The sequence below is a fragment of the Vreelandella alkaliphila genome, assembly GCF_016107625.1.
Classification (GTDB): domain Bacteria; phylum Pseudomonadota; class Gammaproteobacteria; order Pseudomonadales; family Halomonadaceae; genus Vreelandella; species Vreelandella alkaliphila.
On record NZ_JABASV010000001.1, the window covers coordinates 19,814 to 41,225 of the forward strand.

Annotated in this window: 18 protein-coding genes; 12 read left to right on the top strand and 6 right to left on the bottom strand. The window is 52.0% G+C overall.

What is annotated here, in order from left to right:
• Nucleotides 1-23: 23 nt before the first annotated feature.
• Together lolA and JFC11_RS00090 are read right to left on the bottom strand one after the other, a co-directional pair.
• Nucleotides 24-677: an outer membrane lipoprotein periplasmic chaperone LolA gene (gene lolA, locus JFC11_RS00085; protein ID WP_038482548.1), complete on the bottom strand. Its 654-nt coding sequence runs from the start codon at nucleotides 675-677 to the stop codon at nucleotides 24-26.
• 168 nt (nucleotides 678-845) lie between these two features.
• Nucleotides 846-4,307: a DNA translocase FtsK gene (locus JFC11_RS00090; RefSeq protein ID WP_198348427.1), complete on the bottom strand. Its 3,462-nt coding sequence runs from the start codon at nucleotides 4,305-4,307 to the stop codon at nucleotides 846-848.
• 118 nt (nucleotides 4,308-4,425) lie between these two features.
• On the opposite strand from JFC11_RS00090, the gene aat reads away from it, so the two are divergent.
• The 3 genes from aat to infA all read left to right on the top strand — a co-directional run bounded on the left by aat (nucleotide 4,426) and on the right by infA (nucleotide 6,333).
• Complete coding sequence (gene aat, locus JFC11_RS00095; RefSeq protein ID WP_198348428.1) at nucleotides 4,426-5,178, top strand: leucyl/phenylalanyl-tRNA--protein transferase; 753 nt, start codon at nucleotides 4,426-4,428, stop codon at nucleotides 5,176-5,178.
• 62 nt (nucleotides 5,179-5,240) lie between these two features.
• Complete coding sequence (locus tag JFC11_RS00100; protein ID WP_038482539.1) at nucleotides 5,241-5,975, top strand: arginyltransferase; 735 nt, start codon at nucleotides 5,241-5,243, stop codon at nucleotides 5,973-5,975.
• A 139-nt stretch (nucleotides 5,976-6,114) separates the two neighbouring features.
• A complete protein-coding gene (gene infA, locus JFC11_RS00105) occupies nucleotides 6,115-6,333 on the top strand; it encodes a translation initiation factor IF-1 (RefSeq protein ID WP_007111068.1) in 219 nt (72 codons plus the stop codon).
• 171 nt (nucleotides 6,334-6,504) lie between these two features.
• Here infA and clpA read toward each other — a convergent pair whose 3' ends face one another.
• The 3 genes from clpA to JFC11_RS00120 all read right to left on the bottom strand — a co-directional run bounded on the left by clpA (nucleotide 6,505) and on the right by JFC11_RS00120 (nucleotide 11,811).
• Nucleotides 6,505-8,781, bottom strand: a complete 2,277-nt coding sequence (gene clpA, locus JFC11_RS00110; protein WP_095602355.1) for an ATP-dependent Clp protease ATP-binding subunit ClpA — start codon at nucleotides 8,779-8,781, stop codon at nucleotides 6,505-6,507.
• Nucleotides 8,782-8,919: 138 nt separating this feature from the next.
• Entirely contained in the window at nucleotides 8,920-9,264 is a 345-nt protein-coding gene (gene clpS / locus JFC11_RS00115) for an ATP-dependent Clp protease adapter ClpS (RefSeq protein WP_174412716.1), read from the bottom strand.
• Nucleotides 9,265-9,573: 309 nt separating this feature from the next.
• Entirely contained in the window at nucleotides 9,574-11,811 is a 2,238-nt protein-coding gene (locus tag JFC11_RS00120; protein WP_095602356.1) for an NADP-dependent isocitrate dehydrogenase, read from the bottom strand.
• A gap of 305 nt (nucleotides 11,812-12,116) precedes the next feature.
• On the opposite strand from JFC11_RS00120, the gene JFC11_RS00125 reads away from it, so the two are divergent.
• The 9 genes from JFC11_RS00125 (at nucleotide 12,117) to JFC11_RS00165 (ending at nucleotide 20,957) form a co-directional block, all read left to right on the top strand.
• Nucleotides 12,117-12,719: a pseudouridine synthase gene (locus JFC11_RS00125; protein ID WP_198348429.1), complete on the top strand. Its 603-nt coding sequence runs from the start codon at nucleotides 12,117-12,119 to the stop codon at nucleotides 12,717-12,719.
• A gap of 8 nt (nucleotides 12,720-12,727) precedes the next feature.
• The gene (locus JFC11_RS00130; RefSeq protein WP_198348430.1) at nucleotides 12,728-13,177 is read left to right on the top strand and encodes an NUDIX domain-containing protein; all 450 of its coding nucleotides are present in this window, start codon (nucleotides 12,728-12,730) and stop codon (nucleotides 13,175-13,177) included.
• A 73-nt stretch (nucleotides 13,178-13,250) separates the two neighbouring features.
• The gene (mnmA, locus tag JFC11_RS00135) at nucleotides 13,251-14,393 is read left to right on the top strand and encodes a tRNA 2-thiouridine(34) synthase MnmA (RefSeq protein ID WP_198348431.1); all 1,143 of its coding nucleotides are present in this window, start codon (nucleotides 13,251-13,253) and stop codon (nucleotides 14,391-14,393) included.
• A complete protein-coding gene (gene hflD / locus JFC11_RS00140; RefSeq protein ID WP_095602360.1) occupies nucleotides 14,390-15,028 on the top strand; it encodes a high frequency lysogenization protein HflD in 639 nt (212 codons plus the stop codon). Before mnmA ends, hflD begins: the two co-directional genes overlap by 4 nt.
• Nucleotides 15,029-15,121: 93 nt before the next feature.
• Nucleotides 15,122-16,507, top strand: a complete 1,386-nt coding sequence (gene purB / locus JFC11_RS00145) for an adenylosuccinate lyase (RefSeq protein ID WP_095602361.1) — start codon at nucleotides 15,122-15,124, stop codon at nucleotides 16,505-16,507.
• Nucleotides 16,508-16,562: 55 nt separating this feature from the next.
• Nucleotides 16,563-17,744, top strand: a complete 1,182-nt coding sequence (locus JFC11_RS00150) for a cupin domain-containing protein (RefSeq protein ID WP_120385502.1) — start codon at nucleotides 16,563-16,565, stop codon at nucleotides 17,742-17,744.
• A gap of 6 nt (nucleotides 17,745-17,750) precedes the next feature.
• Nucleotides 17,751-18,173, top strand: a complete 423-nt coding sequence (locus tag JFC11_RS00155; RefSeq protein ID WP_198348432.1) for a GNAT family N-acetyltransferase — start codon at nucleotides 17,751-17,753, stop codon at nucleotides 18,171-18,173.
• 448 nt (nucleotides 18,174-18,621) lie between these two features.
• Nucleotides 18,622-20,220, top strand: coding sequence for an isocitrate lyase (locus tag JFC11_RS00160; RefSeq protein ID WP_120385504.1), 1,599 nt, complete (start codon nucleotides 18,622-18,624; stop codon nucleotides 20,218-20,220).
• 269 nt (nucleotides 20,221-20,489) lie between these two features.
• Entirely contained in the window at nucleotides 20,490-20,957 is a 468-nt protein-coding gene (locus JFC11_RS00165; RefSeq protein WP_030070161.1) for an outer membrane lipoprotein, read from the top strand.
• Between the two features lie 122 nt (nucleotides 20,958-21,079).
• On the opposite strand, the gene JFC11_RS00170 is transcribed toward JFC11_RS00165, so the two are convergent.
• A complete protein-coding gene (locus JFC11_RS00170) occupies nucleotides 21,080-21,361 on the bottom strand; it encodes a hypothetical protein (RefSeq protein ID WP_120385505.1) in 282 nt (93 codons plus the stop codon).
• Nucleotides 21,362-21,412 lie beyond the last annotated feature (51 nt).

The following is a 21,412-nucleotide window of genomic DNA, read 5'->3' on the forward strand; positions in this document are numbered from 1 at the left end:
TATTGCTCTTCTCACAACATTTTTTACAGCTCTTCGCGGATAACATCCGTACCTTCAGGAATATCAAAATTGAATAAGCTGCGGTCAATGCTACCGTTACGGGTAATGTCGCTAAACGTAATCGCGGTACGCTGACCAGTACTGTCCATCATCCACAGTTCCGTTAAGGTCTGATTGTCAAAGACCATGCTTAGCTCTTCAAATAACGTATCCGCTGAGATAGGAATCAGCGTAAATACGTCATCACCGTTCTGCTGCTCATGAAATACGTCATAGCTAGCAGTTAAATCGCTTGCACTGCCTGAAAGCAACAGCGCGGGTGTATGAGTGACCCGGTCATCCATTGCCTGAACGGTGACTTGCTCAAGATCAGGGTCATAGAGATAAACATCATCACCATCCGAGACGACGACTTGCGTATAAGGCGCATCTACTTCCCAACGTAGCATGCCAGGGCGCGAGAGCCACATTTCTCCACGCGCGCTTTGTAAACGCTCACCTCCACCGTCCAAAATTTGCTGTTCAAACGTCGCTTGATAGTTCTCAAGCGGGTCAAGCCGCTCAGTAAGGCGCTCTGCAGCCTCGTTTGCCCACGCAATAGGCGATGCAAAGGCTAACCCTAGCGCACTGGCTGCTAACGCTAACGCTGATGAGCGTCGAGTATGTGTATCGCGCATTATATTCTCCCTAGGCAGTCATTGCCGGATAGCGGACAAGGCAAGGAGCGTTAAGACGATCCGTGTAGCCTCTCAGACGCAAAACGCGCCGCAGGGTTTCACCTACGGCGCGACTTTCACGCTTATTGCATTATTGAGCCAAGCGCCGGGCACTCATTAACAGACAAGTCAGTGGCCTATCGGTGGCGGTGCCAACACTTCACGGGCACCGTTAGATCCCATAGAGGTAACCACACCGGCACCTTCCATTGCTTCCACCAGGCGTGCAGCGCGGTTATAACCGATTTTGAAGCGACGCTGAACGGCAGATATAGAAGCTTTGCGTGTTTCGGTAACGAACTGAACCGCCTCATCATAAAGCGCATCCTGCTCAGCATCATCGCCATCTACGCCCTCAGCCTCAAGACCCGTCAGTGCATCGGCGGTTACACCGCCTGACAAAATCTCTTCAATGTACTCAGGCGCGCCACGTCGCTTCCAATCATCCACGACCCGGTGCACTTCGTCATCGTCTACAAAAGCACCATGAATCCGGTTAGGTGGCCCTGAGCCAGCGGGTAAGTAAAGCATATCACCATGGCCGAGCAGGCTCTCGGCGCCCCCCTGATCCAGAATGGTACGCGAATCAATCCGCGACGATACCTGGAAGGCCATTCGCGACGGAATATTCGCCTTAATCAGCCCGGTCACCACATCAACAGAGGGGCGCTGAGTAGCCAAAATCAGGTGGATACCCGCTGCACGCGCCTTTTGTGCCAAGCGAGCAATGAGTTCTTCAACTTTCTTCCCGACGATCATAAACATGTCGGCGAATTCGTCGATCACCACCACGATGTAGGGCAGTTTTTCAAGGATTGGCGGCGTTTGATGCATTTCCCATGGCTGTGGCTCCCAAAGCGGGTCGGCAACTTGTGCGCCGGCACTCTCAGCCTCATCTAAACGACCATTAAAGCCTGCAATGTTACGCACCCCCATTGCCGCCATTAATTTGTAGCGGCGCTCCATCTCCGCAACACACCAGCGCAGACTATTTGCAGCTTCTTTCATATCCGTGACCACGGGAGCCAAAAGGTGTGGAATGCCATCGTAAACTGACAGCTCCAGCATTTTTGGGTCAACCATGATCAGCTTCAGCTCATCTGGGGTCGCTTTTAGCAGCATGGAAATCAGCATGGCATTAACACCCACTGACTTACCAGACCCCGTCGTACCAGCAACCAGAAGATGGGGCATCTTACCTAGATTAGCGACAACGGGCCCGCCGCCAATGTCCTGACCCAACGCCATGGTCAGTGGCGAGCTTTCTTGTTGATAACGGTCAGAGTCAATTACTTCACGCAGACGAATCATTGCTCGATGGGGATTAGGTATTTCAATGCCGACCGTTGGACGTCCAGGAATTACCTCAACCACACGTACACTCTTGACCATTAACGAGCGTGCTAGGTCTTTAGCAAGGTTACTGATTTTGGAAACCTTCACCCCAGCCGCTGGCTTAATTTCAAATCGGGTGATCACAGGGCCAGGCCATGTATCAACGACTTCCGCTTTAACACCATACTCACGCAGCCGCACTTCCAAGAGCTCCGCCATATCAGCAAGCTGCTCGTCCGTGTAATTTGGCTCATGCGGCTCTGGAGGCGTCAGCAGTTGGAGACTGGGCACATCCCCTTCTGGCTCATCAAATGTTTCAAACGCTGGACGCTGGCTCTGCAGATGCTCAACGGTCCACAGAGTAGGCCCATTGTCAGATTCTTTTTCCTCAGAAGACGCCTCGTCGGCAGACATGTCATTTGAATCCACCGTCTCAGAAGACTCATCTCGGGGAACCTCAACCCTGGGTGCCTCCGCCCTGGATACCTCAGTCCTGGATACATCAGAATCATGTAGCGTTGGCTCTTGGCGCGCGGCCGTAACGGCTGGTCGTGCGACAGGGAGATCATCTTCCTCATCATCCCATACTGGCTCAGGCACGACTTCAGGTACTCGTTCGGAACGAGGCTCAGGGGGCGTCGCATGTACAGGGCGAGAGTCACCAGCATCTCGCAGCGTGATTGCGGGCGTATGCTCGGGTTCAGGCATGCTGGTAGAAACAGGCGCCATCTCGCGTTCAACGTCGTCGCCTTGCTTAGCTGCATCATGCTGTTTTATTTCATGCGCTGCATAAGACATCGCCTGAGACGTAGCTTGATGCTCTGTTTCATCGCGTGATACGTCTGCCGATGAAGTAAATGGCTGCGTTTCTGCTGGCTGAAAACTAGGTGCAGGATGAGAAGCCGATTTTTCACCGGCTAGCTCATCACGCGCTGGCCGATCGAACGTTGGCTCTGCCTCTCTCGCGGAGAGCGGTACTGAAAGTGTTGGCTCGCTGCTTTCGTCCTTGATGCGCACCGCAAAAGCATCCTCGCGAGGCGCGCTGGGCAATTTTTCCTCGACGTCTTCTACAGCGTCTTCCGCAACCTTTTCCACATCGTTGTTCACAACAGGCTCTATTTTAGGCTCTGTTTTAACCTCTGTTTTAACTTCTGCTTTAGCTTCACGCCGCTCTTCAGCCGTGGTTTCAAGCGGCTGGTCATTAGGCTCAACCGACGGAACATCCTGAGGGGCGTCCATCTCAGAAGCAGGCTGTTCAGCCGCAGTTGAGGATGCACGCTTGGGCATCTCTTCCTCAGGCAACGCACCTGAAAATGCAGCCGCTGCCCATGGAATTGAGGTATCTGTCGTAGTGGTTGAAAAACTAGGCTCACGACGTACGCGGCTGCTTTCTTGGGCGGGTGCTTGCTGGTGACTACTCTCTTTTGTACTTGGGCGTTGCGAGTCACTCTCTGGTTTAGCCGCTTTAAATTCAGCTAGTGGTTTCTCTTTTACTTTCTGAGACGCCGCTTTCGCGGCGGCACGCACAGCAGCACGCTGGGAGCGCCTCTCACGCCCTTTAGCACGCCGAGCGCTGAACCAGCCCCCTACTTTACACAGACGACGACCAAGCTCATCAGCTACCTGTAACCACGACATGCCGCTAAACAGAGGAAAACCGATCAAGATTAGCGCAGCAGAAATAAGACCAACACCACCATTGCTGACAAGTGGTTTTAGAGTGCTGACTAACCCCTCGCCCAATATACCGCCAGAGGCGTAAGGCAAAATGCTGTCAGGATGATAAAAATGCAGCGCACCTAACATCGTCGTGCCGAAGATAAGCAGCACTAATCCTCCGGTGTGGACAGCAATCGCTACCGGATCGATATCAAACCGTACTTGGCGTGACCTCATTAGCCACCAGGCTGCATAACCAAACATTCCCGGCCACCACAAGGCACTTGCTCCCAGCAGTGAATAAAGCACGTCCGCAAGCCAAGCACCAACAGGTCCCATCCAGTTATGAACATCCGTTTCCGGCCCTTGATAAGACCAACCTGGGTCGGCAGGGTCATAACTAAACAGTGCTAATAACAAAAATACGCACAGCGCAAGCAGCACTACGACCACGCCTTCGCGTGCCGAGCCCTGCAAGCGCAGGCCAAATCGACGAGCTTTATCCTTTGCGGCTTTAACTCGCCCAGTTGAGGCCGTTGATGATGGTTGACGCGAGTTACGTTGCGTTCGCTTGTCTACCGCCTTATTTACTTTCAAGCGATTCTCCCTTTACACCTCAATGGTGTCTTTAATCCACTTGCGAGTTTGCATCATACCGAGCATCCTTTCGCCGTCACAGCGCTTCTATCGAAGTGTTCAGTAACAGGAGCAAACAATGCTACCTTGGCTTTCATCGCCACAGCCTATCTTTCCGTCTACCGACCTTGCCCTCGAGTCACCGAACGGCCTTCTTGCCGCAGGCGGAGAGCTCTCCCCCCACTGGTTAATCCACGCTTACCGAAAAGGTATTTTTCCATGGTATAGCGATGATGAACCTATTTTGTGGTGGAGCCCCAACCCACGTATGGTATTGCAACCAGCACAGTTTAAACGACGTCGTAGCCTTGTTAAGCGATTGCGTCATGGTGGCTTTATCGTCACTGTGGATCAACAGTTTGAAAACATTGTTAAAGCATGCGCTGCGCCACGCTCTGGGGAGCCAGGCACTTGGATCAATCAAGATATGCGTCACGCTTACCAACGTCTACATGAGCTAGGCATCGCGCATAGCATTGAAGTACATCTTGAAGGCCAGCTGGTTGGCGGGCTTTATGGATTAGCAATGGGGCCAATCTTCTTTGGTGAATCAATGTTCTCGAAAGTGCCCGATGCCTCTAAAATTGCCCTCGCCCACTTAGCCCATGCTATGCAACACCATGAGGGTAAGCTGATCGACTGCCAGATGCACACACCTCACTTGGCGAGCCTTGGTGCGACAACAGTCGCTCGTAAGACGTTCATCAACTATCTTGAAAAGTGGTTGCCTAACGAGGCATTTAACTTAACGAATATGACCAATGAAGCGCCTATTATACCTGGATCACCGTGGCTTGGTGCCATTGCCTCAGGCCACTCTTCAGAATGGTAAGCGTATTCAAACTAGTCCATATTCAAGCTAGTCCATGTTCAAACTAAGCAAGGAGGCAAGCCGTGAGTAGTAACGCTCCTCGCCGCCCTGTGCGGGATTTGCGCTTCTTCCTAACCGTTCCCCACGCCTGCAGCTATCTTCCTGGCAAAGAGGCAACCACTCTGTTTCTGGATCCCCAGGAATCTCCCGTTCCCGGCGTTTATGACTCACTTTCGTTACTCGGCTTTCGTCGCAGCGGTCGCCACCTATACCGCCCTCACTGCGAGGGTTGCAATGCCTGTCGCTCAGTACGCATTCCTATCAGCGACTTTAGCGCTAATCGCACCCAACGCAAACTCCGGCGTCTTAATGCCGATATTGCTACACGTGTAGTGCCTGCACGCTATGAGGCAGAGCATTATGCACTCTATGCAGACTATATCCGCTTACGCCACGCCGATGGTGACATGTATCCGCCTAGCCGGGAGCAGTATCGTACCTTTTTAACGCTCGAAGAACCCTATGCACACCTTTTAGAGATGCACCTGGATGGGAAGCTCGTCGCGGTCGCGGCATTTGACCAACTTGAACATGGGCTATCGGCTATTTACACGTTTTTCAGTGTCGATAAGGCCTTGGAAAAGCGATCACTGGGAACGTTTGCTATTCTCAAACTTATTGAGCTGTGTGGTGAAAAGTCTCTCCCCCACTTGTATCTTGGGTATTGGATTGAAGAGTGCCGTAAGATGCGTTACAAGCGCGCGTTCACCCCAATAGAGGTGCTCGACGGGCGACATTGGCGGCCTTTAATTTGCTAAACTTGCCAGCTTTTTTGCCTTGATGGCAGGCTTACGGCACAATATAGCGCTGCTTGCTGGGTAACCGTCACCTGACGACACCCATTGAAGTGACTAATTAGACCAAACCATTACGTTAAATAAGTGAGGATCTGCCTATATGGCACGCGAAGATCATATTGAAATGGAAGGCGTTATTGTTGATACCCTTCCCAACACCATGTTCCGTGTTGAGCTGGAAAACGGCCACGTCGTCACCGCTCATATTTCAGGCAAGATGCGCAAAAACTACATCCGCATCCTGACAGGTGACAAGGTAAAAGTAGAGCTGACGCCCTACGATCTGTCAAAAGGCCGTATTGTTTATCGCTCGCGCTAAGCCTTGGTAACGCCTACAAGCAAATACTGCCCGCGCATGCACGCATCTTGACTGAAAATATAGCGTAAGTACGGCGCCGCTCTCTGGAAACGACAACGCCCCGTCGGATGACAGGGCGCTGTGCTTTAGTGAGGCATGAGATAAGGGCTTAATGTAGACTTAGCGCCCTTTTCAGGGCGCATCCGCCATCTCCGACTCCGTTGACAAATGCAGCTCACCTTCTTCAAGGCTAACGTGCACAATGCCGCCTTGATCAGCCAGCTCGCCAAATAGAATCATCTCAGCCAACGGCTTCTTCAGTTTCTCCTGGATCAAGCGAGCCATTGGGCGTGCTCCCATATCGGGATCGTAACCCTTCTCTGCCAACCAGTCTCTCGCGGTATCATCCACTTCAAGCTGTACACGCTTTTCGTCCAGCTGTGCCTGTAGCTCGATCAGGAACTTATCGACTACGTTACGCACAACAGACGTTTGCAGCGCATGGAACTGGATAATACCATCCAAGCGGTTGCGGAACTCAGGCGAGAAGGTGCGACGAATCACTTCCATCGCGTCGGTTGAGTGGTCTTGGCTTTGGAAACCGATAGAGCGCCGTGATGCCTGCTCTGCCCCTGCGTTCGAGGTCATGATCAGAATCACGTGACGGAAATCCGCCTCGCGGCCATTGTTGTCTGTCAAACGACCGTGATCCATAACCTGCAGAAGCAGGTTAAACACTTCAGGGTGCGCCTTCTCAATTTCATCTAGCAGCAATACACAATGCGGCTGCTTGGTGACGGCTTCCGTTAACAGGCCCCCTTGGTCATAGCCAACATAGCCTGGAGGGGCACCAATCAAGCGTGAAACAGTATGACGCTCCATGTACTCCGACATATCAAAGCGTACTAGTTCGATACCCATGATATGCGCCAACTGCTTAGCCACTTCGGTTTTACCAACGCCGGTTGGGCCAGCAAACAAGAAACTACCTACTGGCTTATCTGGCGATTTCAAACCGGCACGGGAAAGCTTAATGGCAGCGGAGAGAGTATCGATGGCCTCATCTTGACCGAACACCAACATTTTCAAGTCGCGGTCGAGCTTCTCTAGCAACTTACGATCAGAACTTGAAACACTCTTTGGCGGAATGCGCGCAATAGACGCCACTACCGCTTCTACCTGTTCAACATCAATAGTGTTAGTCCGCACTTCTGGCGGTAGCATACGCTGGTGCGCGCCTGCCTCATCAATCACATCGATGGCTTTATCGGGTAGGTAACGGTCATTGATATAGCGATCAGCCAAACGAGCGGCACTCTCTAGCGCGCCATCGGTGTACTTAAGCTCATGGTGTTCTTCAAAGCGCGAACGTAACCCTTTGAGGATCTTAATGGTGTCATCCACAGAGGGTGCTAGCACATCCACTTTTTGGAACCGACGAGCCAGGGCGCGATCTTTCTCAAAAATACCGCGGAACTCTTGGAACGTTGTCGAACCGATACACCGCAACTCACCGGAGGAAAGCAAGGGCTTCAGCAAGTTAGACGCATCCATTACGCCACCCGAGGCAGCACCCGCGCCTATTACGGTATGAATCTCGTCAATAAAGAGCACGGCGTTAGGCTGCTTGCGTAATTCACTAAGCAAGCTTTTTAGGCGCTTCTCGAAATCACCGCGGTATTTAGTACCCGCTAACAACGCTCCCATATCAAGCGAGTAAACCACTGCATCGGCAATCACATCCGGCACATCTTCTTCAACAATGCGCTTTGCTAAGCCTTCTGCGATAGCGGTTTTACCAACACCAGCCTCGCCGACCAATAGCGGGTTATTCTTGCGCCGGCGGGCAAGGATTTGCACCACGCGCTCAAGTTCATGATCGCGACCAATCAATGGATCTATTTTGCCTTGACGCGCCTGCTCATTCAGGTTGGTAGCATAACCGGTTAACGGATGCGCAGCCCCTTCAGAACTACCCTCTTCAGCATCTTCACTCTCTTGAGAAGACGGCGATGGAGCAGCCCCATGGCCAGCCACCTTAGAAATACCGTGAGCGATATAGTTAACAGCGTCTACGCGCGCAACGCTTTGTTGCTTGAGGAAGTAAACGGCTTGGCTTTCCTGCTCAGAGAAAATAGCGACCAGCACATTAGCGCCAGTCACTTCACTCTTTCCAGATGACTGCACATGAAATACAGCACGTTGCAATACGCGCTGAAACCCAAGGGTAGGCTGGGTTTCGCGATCCGCCTGACTCTCAGGAATCAATGGTGTGGTCGAATTAATAAAATCCTGCAGATCGGACCGCAGCTTATCGAGATTCGCCCCACACGCCTTTAACACGTCAACTGCTGACGCATTATCCAACAACGCCAGGAGCAGGTGCTCAACGGTCATAAACTCGTGGCGCTTTGAGCGAGCCACGGTGAAGGCCGTGTTCAGGGTAAGTTCAAGTTCTTTGCTCAGCATGGCAGTCCCCTTTTCGCTACTACCTAGGGCGTGTCGCCACCTAGGGCTTGCGTCGGATCAGTTTAGTCGACCGGCACTTTCAACATCGGGTACAAATGGCGCACTTGCAAGGCCCATCGCTAATTTTTTTCAACGCTTTCAGTCAGCAGCTTCGATATCACACATTAAAGGATGCTCGCATTCGCGGGCATATTCATTGACTTGGTAACTTTTCGTTTCTGCAATATCCCGTGTAAAGATACCGCACGTCGCTTTACCTTGGGTATGCACCGCAAGCATGACCTGAACCGCCTGCTCACTATCCATATTAAAAAATTCCTGTAATACCTCAACAACAAACTCCATCGGTGTGAAATCATCATTGTGAAGTATCACTTTGTACAACGGCGGCCGAGCAAGCTCTGGCTCAGCTGGCTGAACGGCTAGATCATCATCATATTCAGGCGCATCTGGCCGAGTCATTCCTGCGTGCAGGATAGCCATGACGTATGGGCTGTCTGTAGTAGGCATAAGCAGCAAGGGTTATCGTCTCTTAGCTGGCAAGTGGTGTCTTACGGCGCTTGAATCATCCATCCTAGCTTGAAACTCACTAACTTTAACTAAGCTAGATTTAATCACTCTGATTTTGCTCTCCAAAGTAAGACGCCCGTTACCAGCAAGGGTTCATGGAAAATACAAAATTAGCATACTAAATAAGACAAAAAACCCTCGCCCACCAAAGCGGGCGAGGGATATCACAGCGTTTTCATGCGTATTGCCCAGCGGCAACGCAGACTGCTGGTGATTTAAGTCTTAACCGTTTGCGACCATTGCAAGGGCTTCATTGAGCGTCTTACTTGGGCGCATGACTTGACTAGCCACTTCCCCATTCGGGTGGTAATAGCCTTTAAGGTCAACAGGCTGGCCTTGCACGCCATTCAGTTCGTCAATGATCTTAGCTTCATTGGCTTTCAGCGTTTCTACCAAACGGGCAAAGCGTGTTTTCAGCTCAGCGTCTTGATCCTGAGCGGCTAGTGCTTCTGCCCAATAGAGCGCTAGATAGAAGTGGCTTCCTCGGTTATCAAGCTCACCCACTTTGCGCGAAGGTGATTTATTGCTCTCAAGGAACTTGCCGTTAGCTTCATCCAACGCTTTCGCCAGCAACTTAGCACGGTCATTGCCAAAACGTTTAGCGAGGTGTTCCAAAGAAGCAACCAGCGCCAGGAACTCGCCAAGGCTGTCCCAACGTAGGTGGTTCTCTTCAAGCAGTTGCTGAACGTGCTTAGGTGCGGAACCACCGGCACCCGTTTCAAACAGACCACCGCCATCCATCAACGGCACGATAGAAAGCATTTTGGCACTAGTGCCCAACTCAAGAATCGGGAATAGGTCTGTCAGGTAATCACGGAGAATATTGCCCGTCACCGAGATCGTATCGAGACCACGAATCACGCGCTCAAGGGTGTAACGCATCGCCCGAACTTGAGACATGATATGGATTTCGAGGCCATCTGTATCGTGATCTTTAAGGTACGTTTTGACCTTTTTGATCAGCTCATTCTCGTGCGGACGGTAAGGATCAAGCCAGAACACCGTCGGCATACCAGAATCACGGCAGCGCTCAACCGCCAACTTCACCCAGTCGCGTATCGGCGCATCTTTGACCTGACACATGCGCCAGATATCGCCCTGCTCCACCGTCTGTGATAGCAGTACTTCACCCGTGTCCAGATCAGTGATGTTGGCAACACCATCCGCTGGCACCTCGAAGGTCTTATCGTGAGAACCATACTCTTCAGCTTTTTGTGCCATCAAACCAACATTGGGAACGGTACCCATTGTGGCCGGATCAAACGCGCCGTGCCATTTACAGAAGTTGATCATTTCCTGATAAATACGCGCGAACGTCGACTCAGGCATAACGGCTTTGACGTCCTTGAGACGACCATCAGCACCGTACATCTTACCGCCAGCGCGAATCATCGCCGGCATCGAAGCATCAACAATCACATCACTGGGTGAGTGGAAGTTGGTAATGCCGCGAGCCGAATCAACCATCGCCAGCTCTGGGCGCTTGTCATGGCACGCATGCAGGTCACTAATGACTTCATCACGCTGGGATTCTGGCAAGGTCGCAATCTTATCGTAGAGATTAGCGATGCCATTGTTAACATCGACACCCAACTCTTTGAAGAGCTCACCGTGCTTCTCAAAGGCGTCCTTGTAGAAAATTTTGACGCAGTGCCCGAACACGATGGGGTGCGAGACCTTCATCATCGTCGCTTTTACGTGCAATGAGAACATCACACCGGTCTTACGCGCATCCTCGATTTCACGCTCGTAAAACTCCAGCAGCGCTTTCTTGCTCATAAACATGCTGTCAATGATTTCGCCGTCCAGCAGCTCGACCCGAGGCTTGAGCACCTTGGTTTCACCGCTGGCAGTGATCAGCTCCATCTTGACGTTGCGAGCGCGATCCAAGGTCATCGACTTCTCGCCGTGGTAGAAGTCGCCACTATGCATGTGTGAAACATGGGTACGCGACGCCTGGCTCCACTCCCCCATAGAATGCGGGTACTTGCGGGCGTACTCTTTCACGGCCTTCGGTGCGCGACGATCAGAGTTACCTTCACGCAATACGGGGTTAACTGCGCTGCCTTTCACTTTGTCATAGCGCGCCTTGATATCTTTCTCTTCATCGCTGCTTGGGTCATCCGGATACTCGGGCAGCTTGTAACCTTGTTCTTGCAGCTCTTTGATCACCGCCCGCAGCTGCGGCATAGAGGCGCTGATATTCGGTAATTTGATGATATTGGCTTCGGGAACCTTAGCCAGCGCACCTAATTCGGCCAGGTGGTCTTCGATACGCTGCTCTTCGGTCAAGTAGTCGGGAAATAAAGAGAGAACGCGAGCCGCCAGGGAAATATCCCGGGTTTCCACCTCGATACCCGCAGCGTCGGTGAAAGCGTCAATAATCGGTAGCAAAGAGTATGTCGCGAGCGCAGGCGCTTCGTCGGTGAGCGTGTAAATGATCTTCGGCGTTTTAGACATTTTGCGTTAACCTCTTTTTTCTATCGCTGTGATTATAGAGATCCTGAGCGACGCGACTTCTTCAACGAGAGACCATGCCGCGAAGCAGGCGGGGCCATTTAATTTGGCTTTCCCGGTTATCAATCGGTGGTTTTTACGGTGGTTATTTCAGTGGAAATTACGACAACTCCGGCACGACATAAACGCTATTCAAAGGCGGCTTTTCAAGAACTGCCTTTGAAATATTAGCCTCAAAGTATACCAGCGCTGCATTTTAATCGCATGAGAGATTGTCGACAAATCAAGGGCACCCTTCTAAAGAGATCATGAGCACTTTATATTTACTGCATAAACCCTATCGTATGCTCTCTCAGTTTACCGACAAACAAGGCCGCGCCACATTAGCCGATGTTATAGATGTGCCTGGCGTGTACGCCGCAGGGCGGCTTGATTATGACTCTGAGGGCCTGCTGTTATTAAGTGATGACGGCAGCCTCATTCACCGTATCGCCCACCCACGTCACAAGCAGCCCAAAACTTACTGGGTGCAGCTCGAAGGGCAGATTAATGATGAGGCAATTAGTGCTCTGAAAAACGGTGTCACCTTAAAAGATGGCCCAACCCAGCCAGCAAAAGCCCGGCGCATTGAGCCACCGGTCATCGCACAACGCGACCCAAGGATTGACCCTAAGCGCCACCCCTCCACCAGTTGGTTAGAGTTAACAATCAGCGAAGGCCGCAACCGCCAAGTACGGCGCATGACCGCCCATGTAGGGTTTCCGACGTTGAGATTGATACGCGCGGCGATTGGCACATGGCAACTTGGCGACTTGGCCCCAGGCGAGTGGCGCAAACAAACACTGCACGCTCCACGCCCCACTAAAGCGCCAAAGCGCAGCGGCGCACCTCGGCACAGGCACTCCAAATGAGCAGTGAGATGATAAAAAATGCCATCATCAGAAGTACCGTTGCCTGCGTGATTCAGCGCAATGACCACTTTTTGATGGTGGAAGAAGCCCGCGGCGGTAGGCAAACCGTGTTTAACCAACCGGCTGGACATGTAGAGCCAGGCGAAGGTCCTATGGTAGCCATCTTGCGTGAAGTGCAAGAAGAAACTGCTTGGCAGGTGACGCTAACCGACTACTTAGGTCTTTATGTCTTCCACACGCCAGAAGGCCTTACCTTTCATAGCCATGGTTTTATAGCCACACCAGACGTCATGCTCTCGTCCCCCATTGATAGCGACATCACCGCCACTCACTGGCTCACATTAAATGACATCAAAGCCCTCGGCAATGCCGGTAGGCTGCGCAGCCCCCTGGTGCTTAAACGGATCGAAAACGCCATTAACGGCCAATGTTATCCCCTGGCCGTGATTCATGAGTGAAGCACTCGAAGCACCAAGCCTCCATCGTGTATAATCAGCACCCAATTGCACACCACTTCAACTGAGGATGCCAATGACATCCACCCATGGCACGTCTATTCCTGAAGCGCCCGAGGCCCAAAAAGTAATTGTTGGCATGTCGGGCGGCGTTGATTCATCGGTTTCTGCTCTCCTTCTACTCCAACAAGGGTATGAGGTTGAGGGCCTGTTTATGAAGAATTGGGATGAAGACGACGGCACCGAATACTGCACGGCAAAAGAAGATCTTGCCGATGCAGAAGCTGTGTGTGAGAAGCTGGGCATCAAATTGCATACGGCCAATTTCGCATCCGAGTATTGGGATAACGTCTTCGAGCATTTTTTAGCCGAATATAAAGCGGGCAGAACGCCCAATCCCGATATCCTGTGCAACCGAGAGATCAAGTTTAAGGTCTTTCTAGACTACGCTGAAATGTTAGGCGCAGATAAAATCGCAACCGGGCATTATGTTCGCCAAGGAGTTCGCGGAGGACGCCCGCGCCTGCTAAAAGGTGTGGATAGCAATAAAGATCAAAGCTATTTCCTGCACGCGGTGCCTGAAGCAGCGATTGCGCGCACCCTGTTTCCGGTTGGTGAGCTTGAAAAACCTGCCGTTAGAGCCTTGGCTGAACAGCACGATCTTATTACCGCCAAGAAAAAAGACTCTACTGGTATTTGCTTTATCGGCGAGCGCCGCTTCCGCGACTTTTTGCAGCAATACCTGCCCGCACAACCCGGCAATATTGAAACGCCCGAAGGCGATGTCATTGGTAAGCATATGGGACTGATGTACTACACCCTCGGGCAGCGCCAAGGGTTAGGCATTGGTGGTCTCGCCAACTATTCGGAAGACCCATGGTACGTAGCGGCCAAAGACCTTGAGCGTAATGTATTGATTGTCGTCCAAGGCAAGCATCACCACCTGCTGTTCACCAATGCGTTGGCCACTGAAGCCATGGATTGGGTAGCAGGTGAACCGCCTGCCGCACAGGGCCGTTACACCGCCAAAACCCGCTATCGTCAAAGTGATTGCCCATGTGAAATCCATGCGCTGCCCGACGGCACTGTTGAGGTGGTGTTTGATGATCCTCAGTGGGCGGTCACACCAGGCCAGTCATTGGTACTTTATGATGGTGAAATTTGCTTAGGCGGCGGCGTTATTCGCGCCACTTGGAATACCACGGAGGCCGCTGCATGAGCGCTACCCCTATTCATCGCGCGCCGGATTCTCAAGCCGCTCGCCAAGCACTGGCACTGGCCGGCGTCTTCCAATCCGCTAGTTTGGTAGATGAACTCGCGCGTACTGGGCAAGTAGATCCTCGCGCCTGGGAAACACTCATCAATGCAACCGTGGACACCAACCCGGAAAGCTTTGAAGCTATTTATGGCGGCCACCCCAATAATTTACGCCGCGGGTTAGAAACACTCGAAGCCCTTGTTGGCCGCAAACAAGCCAATCCTGTGGTTCTCCGCTACGGTTTTTCGCTGCTACTGTTAATGAATAAACTGCGCACTGACCGCCATATGATGGATTTACTTGGTCAAAAGCTATCCCACGTACAGGGACAGGCAGAGCACTTCGGCAGCACTCATGAAAATGTGATTGCAAGCCTGGGCGATGCCTACCAAGAAACCATTTCGACGTTCAAAACCCGCATCGTGGTTCAGGGCGACCCCTCTTTACTGCAGACTCGCATGATGCCCGAGCGGGTGCGCGCTTGTTTGATGGCGGGCATACGTTTTGCGCTGCTATGGCACCAGCAAGGCGGCCGTCGCTGGAAGCTTGTTTTCCAGCGTAAAGCGTTGAGGCGCGCGCTTGATAGCCTTGGCTAAAGCGCCCAAAGATCATCGAGGCACTTCGAGCGATTTCTTTTCGACATATTGCTGTTCGAACCATTGACTTCAGACCACCTTGGAAACTAAGCCATGCAACTCTCTGCTTTGACCGCCCTCTCCCCCGTTGACGGACGCTACGGCGCAAAAGCCGCCGCACTACGGGAGCACTTCAGCGAATTCGGTCTTATCCGTGCTCGCGTGATTGTGGAAGTGCGCTGGCTGCAGCGCCTTGCGGACCACAGCCAAATTGTCGAAGTACCGCCGCTGTCAGTGGAAGCGACGGCTTTTCTTGAGCAGCTGATTCGTGACTTTTCTGTCGAAGATGCCGAACGCATTAAAGAAATAGAGCGCACCACCAACCACGATGTCAAAGCGGTTGAGTATTTCTTGAAAGAGAAGATTGCGGGGCAGCCCGAGCTCAACGCGGTCACTGAATTTATTCACTTCGCTTGCACCAGCGAAGACATCAACAACCTTTCCTACGGCGTTATGCTGGCAGATGGTCTAAAAGCCACTCTACCTACCCTGCATGAAGTCGCTGATGAGATTGCCAAATTGGCCATTGCGCATGCGGCTCAACCGATGCTATCGCGCACCCATGGACAAACCGCCAGCCCTACAACGCTAGGCAAGGAAATGGCCAACGTGGCCTACCGGCTTAAGCGCCAGCTCAAACAAATCGAACGCGTTGAGATTCTGGGTAAAATTAACGGTGCTGTAGGCAATTACAACGCCCACCTGACGACCTACCCAGACATTGACTGGGAAGCCAACGCACGCACCTTTGTCGAAGGTTTAGGACTAAGCTTCAACCCCTATACCACACAGATTGAGCCCCACGACTACATTGCCGAGCTTTTCGATGCAGTTTGCCGCTTCAACACTATTTTGATCGACTTTGATCGGGACGTATGGGGCTATATTTCACTGGGCTACTTTAAGCAGCGCACCGTCGAAGGCGAAATTGGCTCATCGACCATGCCGCATAAAGTTAACCCAATTGACTTTGAAAACTCGGAAGGCAACCTTGGGCTGGCCAATGCCGTGCTTAATCACTTGGCCCAGAAACTACCGATTTCACGCTGGCAGCGCGACCTAACGGATTCCACTGTGTTGCGCAACTTAGGCGTTGGCTTGGCTTACGGCCTGATTGGCTATCACGCTAGCCTCAAGGGTATCAGTAAGCTTGAAGCAAATCCTGAGCGTCTAGCTGAAGACCTGGATAACAGCTGGGAAGTACTGGCTGAGCCAATTCAAACGGTCATGCGTCGCTATGGCATCGAAAAACCCTACGAAAAGCTTAAAGAATTAACCCGCGGCAAGCGTATTGACCAAGCAGGCTTTGCTGCTTTTATTGATACGCTTGAACTACCCGAGCCGGTTAAAAATGAGCTGAAAGCCCTCTCTCCTGCCAGCTATATTGGTAATGCGAAGGCTCAAGCCGAAGCACTTAACCAGCGGCTTGCTGCACTCTAAACGACGCACTGCGTCCTTAGTAAGACGCAGCGCTCATTTGAACTAGGATAACGCCATGAGCCAACACGATAAGCCACTCACATTGCTGGGCGATTTAACGCCCGAAGACTTCTTGGCCAATTACTGGCAGCAGAAGCCGCTGCTGATTCGTGGCGCTATCCCCGACTTTATTAGCCCCATCGACCCCGATGAGCTAGCCGGGCTTGCCTGCGAACCCGGTGTAGAAGCGCGCCTTGTGGAAGAAAATGGGCCTGATGGCCCCTGGCAGGTTTCCCACGGCCCGTTTGACGACGCTACCTTTGAGCGGTTACCGGAAGGCAACTGGAGCCTCCTGGTTCAAGCCGTCGATCACTATGTACCGTCTATCGCTGCACTAATGGATGAATTTGATTTCCTTCCCCGTTGGCGGTTAGACGACATCATGGTCAGCTATGCGCCGCCCGGTGGTAGCGTCGGCCCGCATATCGACCAATACGATGTTTTCCTGTTACAGGCTAGCGGCCACCGGCGTTGGCAACTAGGCGGTAAGCAGCCAGACAACGCGCCCATTATCCAAGGTATCGATCTACGTATTCTTGAAACCTTTGAGATTGAAGCTGACTCTGACTGGACGCTATCACCGGGCGATATGCTATATCTCCCCCCTGGCTGGGCGCACCACGGCGTTAGCCAAACCGACGACTGCATGACTGTTTCGGTGGGGTTTAGGGCACCATCAGCGGATGAAGCCATCACATCCTACGCCGACTATCTAGGAGAGCAGCTTTCTGACTCCCACCGCTATAGCGATGCAGGCATGTCTCCTGCAAGCCAAGTTGGTGAACTAGATGATGCGGCCGTTGAACGTATGCGCCAGTTCGTACTTTCCACCTTGGACAATCCTGAGCAAATAGCCCAGTGGTTTGGTCGCGTCATGACCCAACCGAAATACATTGACCAAGTAGCGCCCCTTGAAGAGCCAATGACGGAAGCTGACCTTGTTGCGCAACTACAAGACGGTGAACCACTTTTTCATATGCCGGGTTCCCGCGTTGCTTGGCGAAGCGATGCCAACGGCACCACGCTCTTTGTCGACGGCGACGGACACTCCTGTTCAATCGAGTTAGCCAAGCGGCTTGCAGACCCATCGCCTATGTATGAAGACGTACTTGCCATTGATGGGGCAGCAGCGCTGATAACACAGTTAGTAAACACTGGAAGCTTAGGCTTTATGGGCGAAGAGGATGATGAGGAGTAGCTAGCGGTGTCGACGACAACAATTATTAACGGTGATTGGAGTACGCTAAAGGATATAGCTTCCGAGATCCGCCGCGTGGTGTTTATCGAAGAACAGTGCGTGCCCCAAGAGGAGGAGTGGGATGGCCATGACGATGAGTGCAGCCACTTCATTGCCTATCTTGAGGATCAGCCCGTGGGGACTGCGCGACTGCTGCCCGATGGCCATATTGGGCGCGTCGCGGTACTCGATAGCGCGCGTGGCGCTGGCATTGGCTATCAACTCATGGAAGCTGCCATTCAGGCTGCTCGAGAAGCAGGCCATACCCATGTAGCGCTGAGCGCTCAATTGCACGCTCTCGCCTTTTACCAGCGCTTGGGATTTGTGGCGCATGGTGGCACCTTTATGGATGCCGGAATACCTCACCGGGAAATGCTGCTAACGCTGTAGTTGCTTTTTTTTCACTACGATTGTGATCAATCAATGAGAGCGCCACTGCTATGTGGCGCTTTTTTTTGCTCCATTTTCAGCTCACCTGACGAAAAACGACTACACAAACAGAGCGTTTCAGCACGCTCCTGTAGTTGAACTACAACCCCTTCTGCCCCCAAGTGACAATTGTTGAACCTGCCGTTCTCGTTGATAGTTATTGCACCGCAGCGTTATGGCGCAACATCGAAGGTAGCCAAACTGGAAACGCTGTAACCGACGTTTAAACAAGCGTCTCAACAATGACTACTCTCCGATGCGACGTTTGACTAAGAGACGTTTTGCTCAGAGACAATTGGCGTAGAGACAGCGCTTTAAATTTCGATAATGCTGAACACATCTTCGCAGGTGCAGCATAAGAATAAGCTAACTTGCGAAATAGCTATCATGACCCCGGAGGAAACAGCTTATGTCAGGACTGCTCGACGATATCAAAGCAATGGCCCAACTGCGCGAAGCTCAAGGCGGCAAATGGGAAGCGATCAAACCTGAATACGCTGCACGCATGCGTGCTCAGAACCGTTTTCATACCGGTTTGGATATTGCACGCTACACTGCAAAAATTATGCGTGACGATATGGCGGCCTACGACGCCGACACGTCTAAGTACACGCAGTCTCTGGGGTGCTGGCACGGTTTTATTGGCCAACAAAAACTGATTTCCATTAAAAAGCACTTTGGCACGACGAAGCGCAGTTACCTCTACCTGTCAGGCTGGATGGTAGCCGCCTTACGCTCCGAGTTCGGCCCACTGCCCGATCAGTCCATGCATGAAAAAACATCCGTCGCTGATCTGATCGAAGAGCTGTACACCTTCCTGAAGCAGGCAGATGCTTGGGAGCTTAACCACCTGTTCCGTGCCCTGGATGAGGCCAAAGAAGCAGGCGACAGCGCTCAAGAGCAAGAGCTAATCAGCAAGATCGATAACTACGAGACACATATCGTACCGATCATTGCTGATATCGATGCAGGTTTTGGTAACGCTGAAGCGACTTACCTGCTGGCCAAGAAATTTATCCAAGCGGGCGCTTGCTGTATCCAGCTTGAAAACCAAGTTTCCGATGAGAAGCAGTGTGGCCACCAGGATGGTAAAGTCACCGTTCCCCACGAAGACTTCCTGGCAAAAATCAATGCAGTGCGTTATGCCTTCCTTGAGCTCGGCATCGAAGATGGCGTTATCGTGGCGCGTACCGACTCGCTAGGCGCAGGCTTAACTCAGAAAATTGCAGTGACTAACGAACCTGGCGATCTAGGTGACCAATACAACAGCTTCTTAGATGGCGATGTCATCGAAAATGCTAGCGACATCAATAATGGTGACGTGGTTATCAAACAAAACGGTAAGCTGGTTAAGCCGAAGCGTTTAGCGTCAGGCCTCTACCAGTTCAAACCGGGCACTGGCGAAGACCGCGTTGTGCTTGACTGTATCACCAGCCTGCAAAACGGCGCTGACCTGCTATGGATTGAGACCGAGAAGCCACACGTCGGCCAAATTGCCAGCATGGTTAACCGCATCCGCGCCGTCGTGCCCGATGCCAAGTTGGTTTACAACAACTCACCGTCATTTAACTGGACGCTAAACTTCCGCCAGCAAGTATTTGATGCCTGGGAAAAAGAAGGCAAAGATGTTTCCGCTTACCAGCGTGACAAGCTAATGGGTGTTGAATACGACAACACTGAACTTGGCCAACTAGCGGATGAGTGGACACGTAACTTCCAACGCGATGGCGCTCGTGAAGCCGGTATTTTCCACCACCTAATCACTCTGCCGACGTACCACACAGCGGCACTATCAACTGATAACCTGGCTAAAGGCTACTTCGGTGATGAAGGCATGCTGGCCTACGTCGCAGGGGTACAGCGTCAGGAGATTCGTCAAGGCATCGCTACCGTAAGACACCAGGACATGGCTGGCTCTAATATTGGCGACGACCATAAAGAGTTTTTCCACGGTGATGCGGCACTTAAAGCTGGTGGTAAAGACAACACCATGAACCAGTTCGGCTAATCACTTAATTAGCACGACACAACAGGGGGCTTAGGCTCCCTGTATTTTTTATAGCACTCCCTCCCCCCTCCTTCTCAAACACTGTGCACGCTTTTACACATTGCTTTCTTAATACTTGTCTACACTTAAGTTCGTGATCTTTCTTGCTGATGGCTAGTCAAAACTAGCCGCTTAGGTTATCTTTGGCGAACGCTGTTCTATAACTAGCTTACGTATTACCACCGCTACGGCTTAGCAGCCATGCGGGTCAAGACACACTGGAGGTTTGAATGAAACGTTTACTACCTATTGCAGCATTGAGCATTCTCACGCTGGCAGGCTGTGCCAACACTGCGCCTTATTCAGGTGATGTGTACCGTGGTAATCAAGCGCAAACAGGCCAAAGCGTGACCTATGGCACCATCGTGGCGGTCCGTCCTGTACAAATCCAGGCAGACAGCCGTACAGGCAACCTGTTGGGCGGCGGTGGCGGTGCGGTCATCGGCGGCCTGCTGGGCAGTCAAGTTGGCGGTGGTTCTGGTCGTCAGCTAGCAACCGTTGCAGGCGCATTAGGTGGCGCAATTGCCGGTACCGCAGCAGAAGATCGCGCTAACCGCATTAATGCGCTGGAAATGGAAATTCGTCGCGACGACGGCACAGATGTGATCGTGGTTCAAAGCGCAGACCGTCAATATCAAGCAGGCCAGCGTGTTCGCCTGATCGGTAGCGGCGCTAACTTAAGCGTAGCTCCATACTAAGTTCGTATTACCAAACGCTTCCTAGCCATTAACACAGGTAGCGCCGTAATAGAAAAATGCCCGACCAAGCCTACTTGGTCGGGCATTTTTGTCGCCTTCGTTAATGGCTAACAAGGCATAATTTAGTGAGCTACTTTATTGCTCGCCCAGCTTGCCAGCTTTGCGATTACTAAACCAATAATGGTCAACAGGATAACGACCAGAAGGATATCGACTGGACGAATCAGCGTTGTAGCCCCCAATACGGCTAATGCTGCCACCCATAAATAGCGATTTTCACCATGTGTTTTTAATACCTCAGGCAGCATTTTATCCAGCCCCTGACTGACACTGCTATCCCAGCGTTTGTTCGCAAAGTAGGCAATTAGCACAAAGGCGATAACCCAAATCAAGAAGATCGTCATAACCAGCTCCAGTGAATGTTGTCTAAAGGGGGAAAAGAAGTTGTCGTAGGG